This window comes from Nostoc sp. JL34 (genome assembly GCF_017114945.1).
Lineage (GTDB): Bacteria > Cyanobacteriota > Cyanobacteriia > Cyanobacteriales > Nostocaceae > Nostoc.
Genome location: NZ_JABXKQ010000116.1, coordinates 47321 through 62529, shown reverse-complemented (window position 1 = coordinate 62529; position 15209 = coordinate 47321). Strand labels below are relative to the sequence as shown.

Below are 15209 nucleotides of genomic sequence, written 5' to 3'. Positions count from 1 at the left end.
TGTGACTTTTCACGTTATGTGGAAAAGCTAACGATTGACCTAACCCCCTTCCCTACAAGGGAAGGGGGAAAATTCAAAGTCTCTCTCCTTTTAGGAGAGAGATTTAGAAGTGAGGTTTTCCAGATACCGTGAAAAATCAGATTCCCTATTCCCTATTCCCCATTTGTAAAAAATCGCCTACTAGATAAAGGGAACCACATACAACGATTAAATCGTCTGTGGTTGAGGTTGCGGCTTCTAGTGCTGTGAATAAATCTGGATGGATTTGGCGATCGCTTAATTTGGCACAAAGGCTGTAAGCTAGGTTTGATAAGTAGTCTAGATCCGCAGAACTTCTACCTAGCCAAGATTCTACTGGTATTGGCACTAAATAAAGGCGATCGCCTGGTCGCAGTAAGGCGGTAAAAATATCAGTATGATCCTTATCGGCAAACATTCCTATAACCCAATTGACTGGCTTACGAGTAACTGTGTCTAAGCTATCAATATACTGGCGGAGAACTTGGGCGGCGGCGGTATTATGAGCGCCATCAAGTAACAATTTATGGTTTTTCCAAGTAGTCCATTGCATTCGCCCTGGCCATTGGGTTTTAGCCATGCCATTAATTATGGCTTCTTCAGAAATTTGCCAACCTTGTTGCTGGAGAATTTCTAAAGCGGCTAAAGCCAAAGCTGAATTAGTTAACTGAATTTGTCCCGCTAACGGCAATGGATATTTAATTAATTTTGAATTTTGAATAGTTTCATATTCTGCCCATCCTTTAGCGATTTGACGGGCGGGTTGAGGCGTAAAAAGTGGGCATTGTAATTCTAAGGCACGCGATCGCACCACTTTATCTGCCTCTGGTGGTAATGGCCCAACCACAACAGCACATCCAGGTTTGAGAATACCTGCTTTTTCTCTAGCAATATCAGCGATGGTAGGGCCAAGTTGCTGCCAGTGTTCTCGGCTAATGGAAGTAACGAGCGTAACCAAAGGTTCTAAGCAGACATTGGTTGCATCCAAGCGTCCTCCTAGTCCGACTTCTACCACAGCCACATCAACTTGTTGCTGGGCAAAATATAACCAAGCAGCCGCCGTAATTACTTCAAACTGAGTTGCTGATTCGTCATCAGGGCAAATCAACGCTTGGACTTTTTCTAATAATTGACTCAATTCCTCAGAGGAAATTGGCTGTTCATTCAGACAAATACGTTCCGTCCAATCAACTAAATGGGGCGAAGTGTAGCGTCCTGTACGATAACCAGCCTCAGTGAGTACTGAGGAAAGATAAGCACAGACTGAACCTTTACCATTAGTGCCAGCAACATGAATTACCGGGACTTGGTGATGGGGATTGCCAAGATTTGCCAATAGATTGACAATGCGATCGAGTCCCAGATGGACACCAAAGCGTTGTAGAGGTTGTATTACAGAATTGATATCCAAGGAAGGGGAGGGGGATGAGGGAGACAAGAAGACAAGGGAGATTACTAAACCTAATGCCCCATGTCCCATTAATCGATATGAACAAAACCGACTGCCTCTGTGAAGAGAAACAGTCGGTTAAAGAATGATGATATTAAGCCTAATTTAGGCTTCCCGATCAAAAAAGCCTTGAATTTGTCTTAAAGCCGCAGCGCCAATATTAAACACTGCCCAGCTGGCAGCAATGGCAACTGGTGCTAAAACGATCGCTATACGGAAATCGATATCCATATCTAGAACCCCTCTCTTATGTAGAAATTAAAGTTTTGTCAACTGCTCTCATTTTTATTTTTAGCTGAAGTGGGCAATTTTTCCAACTAGATATGTAAAGAATGTTTAAATTATGGGGCATTGGGCACTGGGCTTAGTTGTCTCCCTTGTCCCTTTTCTCTCCCTCATCTCCCCACTCCCCACTCTCCACTCCCCACTGCCTAAGACTTCTTAAAGCCGATATCAGTACCTTTACCAGCATGAACTAAAGCTAATTTTTGGTAACGTTTAGCGTGTTCAATCAGTTCTGCGGCTTCAACGTCTGTTACTTGGCGTAACACTTTACCAGGAATACCAACAACTAGGGACAAAGGCGGTACATTTTTAGTTACCACTGCGCCAGCTCCAATAATGCTACCAGCGCCTACTCGTACTCCGTCTAAAATCACTGCGCCAATGCCAATCAAACTTCCACGCTCAATGTAAGCAGAATGTACTACAGCGCGATGCCCAACGGTAACATGATCTTCTAAGATTGTTGGAAAACCAGCATCACCATGTAGAATTGCACCATCTTGAATATTGGTGCATTCGCCAATTTCAATCCGTTCTACATCTCCCCGAACCACTGCCCCATACCAAATGCTCACTCCTGCTGCTATATTTACCGAACCCATAACAACAGCATTGGCTGCAATGAAGGCAGCTTGAGAAAAATCAGGAGATGTCCAGTAAGAAGCGGTAGACACGATAGAATATTAATATGGTACCCAGGAATACTGGAGAAACTCCAACCTTTGAGGCTGGTTGCACAACCAGGATATCACAGCGTCAAGCCTCTACGCTGAGGAAAACACTAGTGAACAATGTTCCTGCTGCAACACCGTGTCTATGCAGCAGTGAGCAAGTAACCCAAAGTGGTTGAGCCGAAGTGTATAATCCAACCCACTAGTGCTGGTGAAGACAAAATTATGTTTGTACGCACTTCATGATGAATCCAGGTTTGCAGTACCCGATGTTTGGGCCGGAAATACAGTGTCCCCATTGTCGCCAGACTATTCCGGCGTTGACACTAACAGATACCTATTTGTGTTCTCGTCATGGCGCGTTTGAAGCTAATCCTAAAAATGGAGAGTTAATCCATTTGCAATCGGGGCGTCATTGGCGGAGATGGAATAATGAATGGTATAGACAACATACTCATCCTGATGGTATTCGCTTTGAAATTCACGAAGCATTAGATAAGCTCTATACCCAAGGCTTTCGAGCAACACGAGTGATTATTGCTCGACGCTATCAGGAATTGATGAGTGGCTATTTAGAACGCAGCACGCCTTGGCGTTCTGGACAACCAGAAGCTACTGCTGCGCGTTTGTACGGCTTACCCGTGGAGTTTAGCCCCGATACTTCAGATGATGCCTGTTGGGAAGTGATTAATTTTGACTTGGAAAAAGAGCCTGGTGTCCCTGTACGCTACCCTTATTTCAGGTTGTTTGAGTAATGGTCATTGGTCATTGGTCATTGGTCATTTGACAAATGACTAATGACAACTGACAAAGGACAAATTATGCACCACGCCTCTATTCGGACTGCGAATATTCATCGAGCGATCGCTTTCTACGAACTTTTAGGGTTTACAATTTCGGAACGCTTTACCACAGGCTACACCTTAGCTTGCTGGATGGAAGGATTGGGCGGCAGAATTGAACTGATCCAAATTCCCGAACCAAAACCAGCCCCAGATGCGTTTGCTGATGAGCATTATGTAGGGTATTATCATCTCTCCTTCGATTTAACTGAGATTACACCAGATTTACCTATCTGGTTGACAAGTTTACAAGAACGTGTATTACTGACTGCTGAGAGTCAACCTGAAGGATTACAACCGTTGAAAGTGCTTTTAGAACCGACACAACAGCAAATAGGCGATCGCATTTACGAAGTAGCTTTCATCGCCGATACCGATGGCTTACCTCTGGAATTCATTCGGGTTTTAGCAAAACTCCCGTAATTTAGCTTTTTTATTACCTTTGTTGCTAATATATTGTTTTTCTGCATTGTTACCGAAGTAACAGATTTTTTTGCCAAATTAAACTGTAGTCACTCACCCAAATAACTATGTAACTTAATTTACAGATATATCTACTAAATACATGTATGGATTTTCCAAATTTTATAAATATCCCTTGCCCTTATTACTTTTAAGTTTATGGCTAGTAGCCGTTTTTTTGTTGAGCGATCGACCCGCTCATAGCCAACATCCAGTTATATCTAACAAAGAAAAATATCAGTCAACCTTGCTAGCAAAAAGAATAATGCCCTCAACACTGACAGAAAATGTCCGCAAGACAGTGCTGGAGAATGGTCTAACTGTCCTGACAAAGGAAGTGCATACTGCGCCAGTGGTGACGGTGCAGGTGTGGTACAAGGTTGGCTCACGCAACGAAGAACCGGGCGTGAATGGCATTGCTCACCAATTGGAACACATGATGTTTAAAGGCACTCGAAATCGTCCGATTCAATTTGGACGTTTGTTTAGTGCTTTAGGTAGTGATTCTAATGCTTTCACCAGCTATGACCAAACTGCATATTACGGTACTGTGGAACGAAACAAGCTGAAAGCGCTCTTGGTGCTGGAAGCAGACAGAATGCGAAATTCCCAGATTGAACCAGAGCAATTAGCGAGTGAAAAGCGGGTAGTAATTTCCGAGTTGCAGGGTTACGAAAATAGTCCAGAATATCGCCTCAACCGCGCCGTCATGCAAGCGGTGTTTCCCAATCATGCTTATGGGTTGCCTGTAGGTGGCACCAAAGCTGATGTCGAGAAATTTGAAGTTGAGCAGGTAGAAAAATATTACCGCAATTTTTACAGTCCCGATAATGCTGTCTTAGTGATTGTTGGAGATTTTCAAACAGCAAATACTCTCGAAACAATTAAAGAAGTATTTGGCAAATTACCCAGGCAGGAGGCAGGGGGCAGGGGGCAGGGAGCAGGGGGCACGAGGCAGGAGGCAGGAGTTATTTCTCCCTCATCTCCATCACTCAGCACTCAGCACGGGCTAAACGCCCCGCTAACGCTAACATCACTCAGCACTCCTATAGTATTGCGGGAACCGGGAGCAGGACGGCTGTTACAAGTTGTGTATCCGTTACCGGATGCAAATCAACCGGATGTCCCGGCGTTGGATGTGATGGATTACATCTTGACTGAAGGACGGAATTCTAGGCTTTATCAGGCATTGGTGGAATCAGGTTTAGCTAGTGAAGTTACAGCATCCGTCACCAGCTTGCGAGAATCTGGCTGGTATGAGGTGTTAGTGACGGCTGGAGCTAAACAAGATTTGAAAAAAATTGACTCAATGTTGAGTAGTGCGATCGCTAATGTAGCAGAAAAAGGTATGACATCTGAGGAAGTTGAACGAGCCAAAACTCAATTAACAGCAGATGTAATTTTGAGTAACCGTGATATTACCTCTCAAGCAATGCGATTGGGCACTGATGAGACAACTGTTGGTGATTATCGCTACACAGACCGCTATTTAGCAGCTGTTCGTCTGGTGAAGCCGACTGATGTTGTTGCTGTGATTAACAAATACCTGACAAAAGAAGCGCGGACAGTAGGCTTTTTTGAACCAACCCAGAAGCGGATAACAGAAGTTGCTGACAAACCAGACTTAACCCAAACTACAGAAAATTTTTCTCCTGGCGCACCTGTACTTTTTTCTGAGGTGATGAAGTACTTACCGCCTGTGGATTTGGCTACAGATGCGATTGCCCAAGTCTTACCAGATGAATTTAAATTTACCAACGGACTGCGGATATTACTGTTGCCAGATCGGAGTACTCCCACCGTTACCCTGAGCGGACACATTCAAGCTGGGACGGAATTTGATCCAGATAATCAAGCTGGATTAGCAGCTTTTGTGGCAGATAATTTGCTCAATGGCACTAATAGCAAGGATGTCTTAACTATTGCCAAAGTCTTGGCAGAACGAGGGGCGAGTTTAGACTTTCAAAGCTACCGCGAAGGTGTGCATATTGAGGGCGATAGTTTAGCAGAGGACTTGCCGATACTCTTAGAGATATTGGCAGATGTGGTGAAAAATAGTAACTTTCCAGTCAAAGAGTTGGAACTACATCGCCAACAAAATTTAACTGATTTGCAACAGGAATTAGATGAGCCATCAGAAGTAGCCAGAAGAGTATTTGTTCAGTCAATTTACCCGAAAAAACATCCCTTACATACTTTTCCCACAGAGGAGAGTTTACAGCAGATTCAGCGCCAGGATGTGATTGATTTCAAAGCGAAACATTATCGTCCAGATACAACAGTGCTAGCCCTAGTGGGAGATTTTGATCTAGACAAAGTGCGATCGCTGATTAAAAATAAGTTTGGTGATTGGGAAGTTAGCGGCCAAGCACCCACATTAAAATATCCCCCAGTGGCAATGCCGGAGAAAATTGTCAGTGTCAACCCGGTTTTACCAGATAAAGCCCAGGCTGTAACTTATATGGGTTATACAGGCATTAACCGTTACGATCCTCGATTTCAGGCAGCCTTAGTATTAAACCAGATATTGGGAGGCGATACCTTATCTAGTAGACTGGGTGCAGAAGTGCGCGATCGCCAAGGTTTGAGTTATGGAATTTATAGCTCCTTCCAAGCCGGGAAGAATGCAGGCACATTTTTGATAGAAATGCAAACTAGTCCTGAAGATAGCAGTAAAGCGATCGCTAGTACCCGCCAAATTCTACAGCAAATCCATCAACAAGGCGTCACCGCACTGGAAGTAGAAACAGCTAAACGCACCCTCATCAGCAACTACAACGTTTCTCTGGCAAACCCAGAAGAATTAACAGATAGAATTCTGATGAATGAGGTCTATGGACTAGATAAAGGAGAATTGCACTTCTTCACTGATAAAATCCAGAAAGTCACTCTTGACCAAGTTAATCAAGCGGCTCGTGAGTTACTCCACCCAGATAAAATTGTGGTCGTCACTGCTGGGCCATCTGTGTTAGCAGAGAAAAGTATTAGGTAGAGATGGGCACTGGGCATGGATAATATAAAGAATGGGTAAAGTGCTTTTTCCTGCTACCTATTAATTGTTCCTACTCATCAGCATTGCCTTTTGAGAACTACCGATGAAAACTTACAACCACTTATACCAAATTGTAATTACATATCTTACTTTCCTCACCATTACTTGTACTTGGCTGCAAATATTACGGCGTAACTACGTGATATTAACATTGCTCTTGAGTCTAAATTTCATCGTTGCTACTCCAGCAATAGCGGCGAATTTGTCTGGCGATTTGCTTAAGCAACCAGCTACAGAAATTACAGTTAGCTTGGGTAATTCGGCTAACGAACTCAAGTTTGAACCAAATCATTTGGAATTCCTGGCTGGCAAACGCTATCAACTACGGCTTACCAATCCCAGCCAACTGAAGCACTATTTTACTGCTAAAGATTTTGCTGATGGCATCTGGACACAAAAAGTTCAAGCAGGCAAAGTAGAAATCAAAGGAGCCATTCACGAACTAGAACTCAAGCCTAGTGCTGAGGCCGAATGGGTATTTGTGCCCCTGAAATCTGGCATTTATGGCTTACGTTGTTCAATACCGGGACATACGGAAGCAGGTATGACTGGAGAGATTGCCATCAAGAGTTAAAAATTGTTCGACTCAGTATTTGGCAGCCATTTAATGTTTCAATTATCTTTAATTGAACCAAGTTTCATACTGTGCAGCCAAAAAGAAGTTATCGCGGTTTTGATTCAAGTCCAACACATTAGGAGTCTGTGAATGTGTTATTCTATATACGTTAGCGGCTAAACTGGAAGAATCCCTATCAGGGATTAAAATAACTTAAATTATAGATATTATTTCTCAAGTAATCTAGAGAAAGCATTGATACTTCAGCGGCAGAGCCACCAGTAATTATTAATTTCCTATGAACATTTTCAGTAACTTACTTTCTCAAACAACTCAGCCTACAACTGCGAAAAAACAGCGCCGAGGAATTGAAATTAAATCGCCACGTGAAATTGAAATCATGCGGCAATCAGCGACAATTGTGGCAACTGTCCTAAAAGAAATTTCTGAGTTAGTCAAGCCAGGAATGACTACGGCTGATTTGGATGCTTATGCAGAAAAACGTATCCGCGAAATGGGTGCAACACCGAGTTTTAAAGGATATCACGGTTTTCCAGGTTCTATCTGCTCCAGCATTAACAATGAAGCAGTACATGGCATTCCTAGTCCCAAGAAAGTGATCCGCGTCGGGGATGTATTAAAAGTAGATACGGGCGCTTATTACCAAGGCTTTCATGGTGATTCTTGCATTTCAATTGCTGTCGGTGAAGTGACGCCAGAAGCTGCTAAATTAATTCGCGTAGCAGAAGAAGCGTTATATAAGGGCATTGAACAAGTAAAGGCTGGTGTATACCTGCTTGACTTAGCTGGAGCAATTGAAGACCATGTGAAAGCTAACGGCTTTAGTATAGTCGAAGAGTTCACTGGACACGGCGTCGGTCGTAATCTGCATGAAGAACCTTCAGTATTCAACTACCGTACCCGTGAGATGCCAAATGTTAAACTCCGTGCGGGGATGACGCTGGCAATTGAGCCAATTTTAAATGCAGGTTCTAGACACACCCGAACATTATCTGACCGTTGGACAGCAGTCACTATGGATAATTCTTTGTCGGCTCAGTTTGAGCATACAGTATTGGTGACAGAGACTGGTTATGAGATTTTGACTGACCGTTCTAAAGTGTAATTGTTAGTTGTAATTATCTGTTTTTGACAGAAGTGAACCAATTGAGTAATCTTTAAATGAGAAAAAGCATAAGCGAGATAAGGAAGAAAATTCTACCTTATCTCCTCCATACTAGACTTTTTCAAAAGGGTTACCTAAGTCCTGCTTACCTATTCAAGATTAGTAATTGGGCATTTACCTGTAAGCATATCTTTGAGGATAACTAAATATTCACTAAATGAAATATACACAGTTTTGTCTGGTAGAGCATTTGTTTGAGGAAATGGTCGAGTGTAAATATTAGATACAGAATGATGTAGTGAATGTTCTAGACAATGGTTGTGGGTGATAAACAGAAAAAATCTTTCTAAAATACCAGAAGGTTTCAAGTTTCTGGTTCTTAAATTACGCTCTTTTAAGTTCCCTTCTATAATCAGGTTTCCATGTTCTATGAGTTCACAATGATGAACTATAAAAGATCCCATCCAACAGGTAATAAAATAAGAAATTACAATTTGACCTGTAGTTACTCCTAATAGTAAATGCGAAGTGTAACCAATCCCACCCCAAATCAGAATCCGCATCAAAATAGAAATTATTAGTTTCTTAAAGCAGTACTGCTGTTTAAGTTTTGGATGCTTCAATATTTGGAACTTTGCCACGATTAAAACAAATATGTTCCCTAAACATATTTCCAAAAAGTTATAAATAATTCGCAATAATTTATTCTTAATCTCTCCTAAAGGATGAAACTCTATATCATTGTAAGTATTCACTTGAGAATGATGATAAGGATGTACTATATCAAAGGTTTGTGGATCGAGAAAAATCATCCAAGATAATATTAAGTAAAAAAGCTTATTATCGATGCCGGGTAAATATTCATGCCAACATTCATGCATAAGTTGTGCTAGCAAACAGAGAAGATAAACTCCTGGAAAAACTATAAAAAAGATGGAAAACATATTTATTGAAGCATAAACATAAGGCAAAAAAAATAGATATATCACCCAAACTAGTGAAATAGAAAAAAATTTTACAGGTTGTTTATCTACTAATAGAATATTAGTAACAATTGACATATTTCATTCCTCGTAATAGCAGGTTTAAGAAGAAATAACACTTTTTAAAAGCCTTTTCGACTTTCATGTTGATTAATTAGATAGTAACCATAAAGTCGAAAAACATCCTATCTAAATTCAACAATACCTCACAATTATTAGACATAATACTTAATCCTTGAGTTAGAAAATCTAAGTTTTAATATTTACACTACCTCAATTTTTCTAGACATAATACTTGGAAGATGTCTGAGAACTATCAAATATTTTTGAATTCCCCCAGGAATCACTGCTGAAAACGTTCTGTGATATCTTACCTTGAGTCAAGACAATGGCTTTGCATATTAATTGTGCTAAACAATGTTGGTGTTTGTCATAACTGTTATCAGCCCCATAACCGTCAGTGACTAGCCAGCCTTCGTAATCAGATGCAACAGTTCTGACTTTCTCAGGCGGTTGATGTGGTAAACCGCAGTAGTACTGGTAATTGCCACAACACAGTGAATATTAAACCTGTCTTGAAAATAGCGAATTATCTTTAGAAAATTCTGCATACCTACCGCGAAGTGGCTATGCAATGTGCTTACTTTGCGTCCCTCTGCGTTTAAAAATACTACGATTTTACGCAAAGCTGTACTAAGGAATATAGACCGGAAGTTGAGTTTTGAATTATTTGACTGATAGCTGCATAGTTAGTTTTATAAATAGGAAGTATTTTTTTAGCCTGTATAGAGACAGACGTACTCTCTGGAATCGCTTCTAATAAATTTATTGCTTGCTGCCACTTGTCTTGTGCTTGCTGCCGACTTAGTAGTGAATGAGGCGAATTTTGGACAAATAAATTAGCTTCTATTGCTAGCTTTTGGGCTGATTCTAAGTTAGCTAAGGCTTTCTTTTCAATTAACACTCTTTGACTGATAGATTTATAGTTAATCCGATAGTAAGCTAATTTCTTCTTTGCTTGATTAGAAACTGATGTTTCATTAGGAATACTATCTAACAAGTTTATTGCCTGATGCCATTTAGTTTCTGCTTGTTGCCAAACTTTTAGAGGATGTGGTGGCTTCTGAACTAGAAAAGCAGCCTCCATACCGAGTTTTTGAGCAGATTTAAACTTTGCGATCGCACTTCCTTCTTGAGTTAAACTTAGACTCATCTGCTGCAATTGTAGACTTTGCTCTTTAATTTTCCAACCACCAAAACCCAAGATTAATAAACTTGAGACTACAATCAAAGCTGAACGGACTATTTTTGGTGTCGAAAACTTTGGTACTATTTCTACTTGCTGGCTAACAATTGGTTCTTTATTACTTTCCTGTTCAATCTTTTTCAGGGCTTGTTCTGCCTGTTCCTTTAAAGCGTCACCCTGAATAATTAAAGCAGCAATTTTTTCTTGAAAAAAATCACATTCCTTGAGAATATCTGTTAATTCTTGAAATTTTTCCTCACTCGATATAATTAATTCGCGATCATCATCTAACCACTCTAAAGCAAAGCCAGATTTACTATAAAAAGCAGACATTCCTAATAAAATATTTAATAAGTTCCGACTAGTTTTAATAGTATTAAAAATATAATCTAATTTTTGTTGCAACTGTAATAGTTCTTTTCGAGAATTGCTAATTATTTGAATTTGTAGTTGTAAGATATTAGATTTACCAAAGTCTAACTTAATATTTAAATTTTCAGTCAGGGCTTTAAATTCAGTAGCTATACTTGGATGAATAATATCAGAATTTAGCTGATTTACTAATTGAATATCACTGAGAATATCAGCAGCTATTGCTTGCAAAAAATAACCCCAATCAATCCAGCTATCAATTTTTGATTGTAAATCAGTTAATGAAATTTTAGTTTCTGAATTCCCAAATTTTTCCGCTATGGCTGGATCTACTAATCCCAGACTAGGGATAAACAAAGTAGCTCCTGTAGCTATTCGAGGAAGTGTAGCGATCGCAGAATTTTTGATCCGATCAAATCTCAATTCCTGAGCAATTAATTTTTTGAGATTCCGTAGTTGTTCCTGAGTATCATTGATCAGGATAATTTGTTCCATAATTTCATTAGAATCGCCAATAGTCAGTTTGAGACTCTGAATCAGTGTTGGCAATTCACTAACAAGTATTTCTAGGTTAGCCATAAATACCCCTTAGGGATTTGTCGAAAGTTTATGCGAAACAATTAAAATGGCTTGAGTAAGAATATAACCAGGTCTGTTGCATCTGAGCATCCTAAATTAGTTACAAATCTCAGGAGCTATAAAATGTATAATTCCCATAAATCCTGCTAAAGTAACAATTTCAGTTTTAAAATCCCAGAGAAAGATAAAATTACCCATTCACTAACCTATGAATGAAGTTGATTTAGCATTTACCCCAGCACTAGAGTTGGCGCAATTAATTCGTCGCCGGGAAGTATCACCGCTAGAGTTGGTGGAAATATATTTAGAACGGATTGGGCAGTTAAATCCCCAATTAGGAAGTTATTTTACGGTGACGGCAGAATTAGCGATCGCAGATGCTAAAGCCAAAACAGAATTATTGACAACTACCTCAGAATTACCGCCATTTTTTGGCGTGCCGATTTCCATTAAAGACCTCAATGCTGTAGCAGGTGTTACCTGTACTTATGGAAATCCGGCATTACTGAACAATATCCCTAACTATGATGATGGTGTCGTAACACGGATTAAGCAAGCTGGATTTACTATTCTCGGTAAAACAGCCACTTCCGAATTAGGTTCATTCCCATACAGCGAACCTGCGGGTTTTCCCCCAGCCAGAAATCCGTGGAATTTAGAATACACCCCTGGCGGTTCTAGTGGTGGCGCAGCGGCCGCAGTAGCAGCAGGATTATGTGCGATCGCTCAAGGTTCTGATGGTGGTGGTTCCATTCGTGGGCCTGCCGCTTGTTGTGGTTTAGTGGGACTCAAACCATCCAGGGGCAGAGTGAGTAAAGCCCCCGTAGGCGAACGCCTTGCTGGAATTGCCGTCAACGGCCCAATCGCCCGCACTGTCGCTGATGCTGCTGCCCTTTTGGATGCCATCTCTGGTTACATGACAGGCGATCCTTACTGGTTGCCAGATCCCGAACCATCATTTCTCGCTGCCACTCAGACAAAACTCGGTGCTTTGCGAATTGCCTTTGACAATAGCATTTCTCCTTTGGGAGAAGCTGACGCCAACTGTCAGCAAGGTGTCCGCCAAACAGTTGAGTTATTAGAACAACTCGGCCACCAAGTTGAACAGAAATCCCCAGATTTTAGCGGTTTAGTTGAACCATTTCAAATTGTCTGGCAAGCTGGGGTAGCAGCGTCGGGACTTCCTGTTGAAGCCTTGCAGCCATTGAATCGCTGGCTATTTGCCCGCACTGGTTCCGTTGCCCAGTACCTGCAAGCAGTTTCTCAAATGCAGATAGTGGCACGACAAATTGTGGCGTTTTTTGATACCGTGGATGTGCTGGTATTGCCAGTTTATTTACATTCACCCATCCGCGTTGGGGAATGGGCTTCTTTGAGTCCAGAAGAGACATTCCAAAATATTATTCAATGGGTTGCCCCTTGTCCGCCTGCAAATGCAACTGGACAACCTGCGATCGCAATTCCTGTAGGTTTTGATAGTAATGGTTTACCCATGAGTGTGCAGCTAATTGGCAAACCTGCCGCTGAAGCCACAATCATCAGCCTAGCAGCACAATTAGAAGCGGCTAACCCTTGGATTCATCATCGTCCAGCCTTGGCAATATCAGGCTAATCATGCAGGCATCCCTGGAACAACTTTCGCAAATTATTGTATTTGCAGGTTTAGAAACAGCAGAGAATTTGCAGGTTTAGAAACAGCAGAGAAGATAAGTTTGTAACCTTACACTCAGGTGCAACGCCATCGCAAAGCGGAGATTATTCTGAATGAGGGTTCTGAACTTGTCTTATCCTCAATTTCTCAGGAATTTACGATATTGTCTCTGAGGTAGCTCATAGAAGCAGTATTAGTTTGCTTTCCACTCGTGGTCAAGGATAGCGTAAAAAAAGTTGTCGTACCATCTACCTTTGATTAACTCTTTTTCTTGCAGATGACCTTCACGACGCATACCAATTTTTTCTAATACCTTTACAGAAGCAAGATTCTGTGAAACACACCAAGACCAGATCCGATGCATTTCCAATTCTTCAAAGCCGAACTTTAAAATAGTCTGTGCTGCTTCTGTTGCATAACCTTGTCCCCAATATTGAGGGTTTAGTTCATAACCGATATTTGCTTCCCACATTTCTGGGTCATTTACACGGATACCACAATTGCCAATAAGCTGATTTTCTTCTTTGAGGATAATAGCTAACTGAAACTTTGTTCGTGGTTGCTCTTTTTGCTGATCAATAAACATCTGGATAAACTCGCAAACATCCTTCTCTGTACGGTGTGTCCAGTAGCTGTAACGCAAGTACAAAGGATTAGATTGATAGACAAAAACCGCTTGCCAATCTGTCTCTATAAAGTCACGCATTAGCAAGCGGTGTGTTTCTAGGATCATGTCTTCTCTTTATGCGCTATCAAAGAGTTTATGCAGCTAAACAAGCCACGAAAACCTTAAGCAACTTCTAGCACATCTAAGAGGATGTTTGAAAAGTTTTTTTGGTAACATCTAAGCCTCGAAAACCTAACCCCCCAGCCCCCCTTCCCTACAAGGGAATGGGGGTTTCAAAGCCTCTCGACCTTTCGGGGAGAGGAATGGAAGCGGGGTTTTGAGTATACTTTACAACTTTTCAAACAACATCTAAGTTAGCCAGTAAAATAATTAAGTTGCCCGATCAATTTTTTGCACTTCTTCATCAGATAGTTTCACATTGATAGCTTCTACTGAATCTTCAATGCTGGAAACCTTGCTAGCCCCAGGAATTGGCAAAATAGCTGGTGACTTGGAACGCAACCACGCCAGAACGATATTATACACTGACACGCCTTTTTCTTTCGCTAACTGAGCGATCGCAGAAATATCTTGCAAATCCTGATGGCGACGCCTACCACCAAAGGGACTCCAAGGTAAAAAGGTTAATCCTTGCTGTTCGCAATACTTCAACACGCCGTCATTTTCTGGCTGTCGTTGCCAAGGGCTGTATTGATTCTGCACTGAGACAATATCCACCACATCCCGCGCCCGCTTAATTTGTTCAACGGAAAAGTTAGAAACTCCCACAAACCGAATCAAACCAGCCTCCACAGCTTCTTTAGCTGGCGCAAGGGATTCTTCAATGGTGTAATTAGTATCGGGAGAATGATATTGCCAAACATCGATAGGTTTAGCACCACCCAACGCCTCAAAACTGATTTGAATCGTTTGGCGCAAATGTTCTGGGTTGCCGTTGCTTGTCCAGTTGCCATCGGGACGCATCAACCCGCCCTTGGTTGCCACAATCACTTGGCTAACATCGCCTTTGTAACTACTAAGTGCCTTGTGAATTAGCCGCTCATTGTGATGTTTCTCTGACTCATCTTTGCAGTAAGAATCGGCAGTGTCAATAAATGTAATACCCAGATCCAAGGCCCGATGAATAACTTGGATTGATTGCGATTCGGGAGGGCGATTAGAAATTGACATGGGCATACCACCCAAACCGATCGCACTCACAAAGATACCAGTTTTTCCTAACTGTTTGGTTTCCATACTTCTAGCTATACCTTTCTGCCCCAATTATCTACCAGTTAGCCAAAGCTTT

The 15209-nt window shown here is 41.4% G+C and carries 14 protein-coding genes; 6 read left to right on the top strand and 8 right to left on the bottom strand.

The window, feature by feature from the left end; translation table 11 throughout:
* Positions 1–145 precede the first annotated feature (145 nt).
* The 3 genes from HWQ44_RS20525 to HWQ44_RS20515 all read right to left on the bottom strand — a co-directional run bounded on the left by HWQ44_RS20525 (position 146) and on the right by HWQ44_RS20515 (position 2427).
* Positions 146–1429 carry a folylpolyglutamate synthase/dihydrofolate synthase family protein gene (locus tag HWQ44_RS20525; protein WP_292722362.1) on the bottom strand — a complete coding sequence of 428 codons (1284 nt, stop codon included), beginning with the start codon at positions 1427–1429 and terminating at the stop codon, positions 146–148.
* A gap of 144 nt (positions 1430–1573) precedes the next feature.
* Positions 1574–1699, bottom strand: coding sequence for a photosystem II protein Y (locus HWQ44_RS20520; RefSeq protein ID WP_292722359.1), 126 nt, complete (start codon positions 1697–1699; stop codon positions 1574–1576).
* Between the two features lie 200 nt (positions 1700–1899).
* Positions 1900–2427, bottom strand: coding sequence for a gamma carbonic anhydrase family protein (locus HWQ44_RS20515; RefSeq protein ID WP_292722357.1), 528 nt, complete (start codon positions 2425–2427; stop codon positions 1900–1902).
* A gap of 239 nt (positions 2428–2666) precedes the next feature.
* Here HWQ44_RS20515 and HWQ44_RS20510 point away from each other — a divergent pair, with 239 nt between their 5' ends.
* From HWQ44_RS20510 to map, 5 genes are all read left to right on the top strand, one after another.
* On the top strand, positions 2667–3179 hold the full coding sequence (locus HWQ44_RS20510) for a TIGR02652 family protein (protein ID WP_292722354.1): 513 nt from the start codon (positions 2667–2669) through the stop codon (positions 3177–3179).
* Positions 3180–3245: 66 nt separating this feature from the next.
* Positions 3246–3689, top strand: a complete 444-nt coding sequence (locus HWQ44_RS20505; RefSeq protein ID WP_292722477.1) for a VOC family protein — start codon at positions 3246–3248, stop codon at positions 3687–3689.
* 142 nt (positions 3690–3831) lie between these two features.
* Complete coding sequence (locus HWQ44_RS20500) at positions 3832–6720, top strand: pitrilysin family protein (RefSeq protein ID WP_292722352.1); 2889 nt, start codon at positions 3832–3834, stop codon at positions 6718–6720.
* 103 nt (positions 6721–6823) lie between these two features.
* Complete coding sequence (locus HWQ44_RS20495) at positions 6824–7354, top strand: plastocyanin/azurin family copper-binding protein (RefSeq protein ID WP_292722349.1); 531 nt, start codon at positions 6824–6826, stop codon at positions 7352–7354.
* Positions 7355–7634: 280 nt separating this feature from the next.
* Complete coding sequence (map, locus tag HWQ44_RS20490) at positions 7635–8462, top strand: type I methionyl aminopeptidase (protein ID WP_292722346.1); 828 nt, start codon at positions 7635–7637, stop codon at positions 8460–8462.
* 149 nt (positions 8463–8611) lie between these two features.
* On the opposite strand, the gene HWQ44_RS20485 is transcribed toward map, so the two are convergent.
* The 3 genes from HWQ44_RS20485 to HWQ44_RS20475 all read right to left on the bottom strand — a co-directional run bounded on the left by HWQ44_RS20485 (position 8612) and on the right by HWQ44_RS20475 (position 11642).
* Complete coding sequence (locus HWQ44_RS20485; RefSeq protein WP_292722344.1) at positions 8612–9523, bottom strand: fatty acid desaturase; 912 nt, start codon at positions 9521–9523, stop codon at positions 8612–8614.
* Between the two features lie 386 nt (positions 9524–9909).
* Entirely contained in the window at positions 9910–10056 is a 147-nt protein-coding gene (locus HWQ44_RS20480; protein WP_292722341.1) for a hypothetical protein, read from the bottom strand.
* A 59-nt stretch (positions 10057–10115) separates the two neighbouring features.
* Positions 10116–11642, bottom strand: a complete 1527-nt coding sequence (locus HWQ44_RS20475; RefSeq protein ID WP_292722339.1) for a hypothetical protein — start codon at positions 11640–11642, stop codon at positions 10116–10118.
* Positions 11643–11850: 208 nt separating this feature from the next.
* Here HWQ44_RS20475 and HWQ44_RS20470 point away from each other — a divergent pair, with 208 nt between their 5' ends.
* Entirely contained in the window at positions 11851–13254 is a 1404-nt protein-coding gene (locus HWQ44_RS20470) for an amidase (RefSeq protein WP_292722337.1), read from the top strand.
* Positions 13255–13486: 232 nt separating this feature from the next.
* Here the strand turns inward: HWQ44_RS20470 and HWQ44_RS20465 are convergent, their stop codons facing one another.
* Complete coding sequence (locus HWQ44_RS20465) at positions 13487–14026, bottom strand: GNAT family protein (protein WP_292722335.1); 540 nt, start codon at positions 14024–14026, stop codon at positions 13487–13489.
* A 264-nt stretch (positions 14027–14290) separates the two neighbouring features.
* Complete coding sequence (locus tag HWQ44_RS20460; protein WP_292722333.1) at positions 14291–15157, bottom strand: aldo/keto reductase; 867 nt, start codon at positions 15155–15157, stop codon at positions 14291–14293.
* Positions 15158–15209: the final 52 nt, after the last annotated feature.

What these genes read in the sequence shown, in the direction of transcription:
- HWQ44_RS20520 (WP_292722359.1), bottom strand. Translation starts at nt 1,699, where the DNA reads ATGGATATCGATTTCCGTATAGCGATCGTTTTAGCACCAGTTGCCATT.
- HWQ44_RS20510 (WP_292722354.1), top strand. Translation starts at nt 2,667, where the DNA reads ATGATGAATCCAGGTTTGCAGTACCCGATGTTTGGGCCGGAAATACAG.
- HWQ44_RS20505 (WP_292722477.1), top strand. Translation starts at nt 3,246, where the DNA reads ATGCACCACGCCTCTATTCGGACTGCGAATATTCATCGAGCGATCGCT.
- HWQ44_RS20500 (WP_292722352.1), top strand. Translation starts at nt 3,832, where the DNA reads ATGTATGGATTTTCCAAATTTTATAAATATCCCTTGCCCTTATTACTT.
- HWQ44_RS20495 (WP_292722349.1), top strand. Translation starts at nt 6,824, where the DNA reads ATGAAAACTTACAACCACTTATACCAAATTGTAATTACATATCTTACT.
- map (WP_292722346.1), top strand. Translation starts at nt 7,635, where the DNA reads ATGAACATTTTCAGTAACTTACTTTCTCAAACAACTCAGCCTACAACT.
- HWQ44_RS20485 (WP_292722344.1), bottom strand. Translation starts at nt 9,523, where the DNA reads ATGTCAATTGTTACTAATATTCTATTAGTAGATAAACAACCTGTAAAA.
- HWQ44_RS20480 (WP_292722341.1), bottom strand. Translation starts at nt 10,056, where the DNA reads ATGCAGAATTTTCTAAAGATAATTCGCTATTTTCAAGACAGGTTTAAT.
- HWQ44_RS20475 (WP_292722339.1), bottom strand. Translation starts at nt 11,642, where the DNA reads ATGGCTAACCTAGAAATACTTGTTAGTGAATTGCCAACACTGATTCAG.
- HWQ44_RS20470 (WP_292722337.1), top strand. Translation starts at nt 11,851, where the DNA reads ATGAATGAAGTTGATTTAGCATTTACCCCAGCACTAGAGTTGGCGCAA.
- HWQ44_RS20465 (WP_292722335.1), bottom strand. Translation starts at nt 14,026, where the DNA reads ATGATCCTAGAAACACACCGCTTGCTAATGCGTGACTTTATAGAGACA.
- HWQ44_RS20460 (WP_292722333.1), bottom strand. Translation starts at nt 15,157, where the DNA reads ATGGAAACCAAACAGTTAGGAAAAACTGGTATCTTTGTGAGTGCGATC.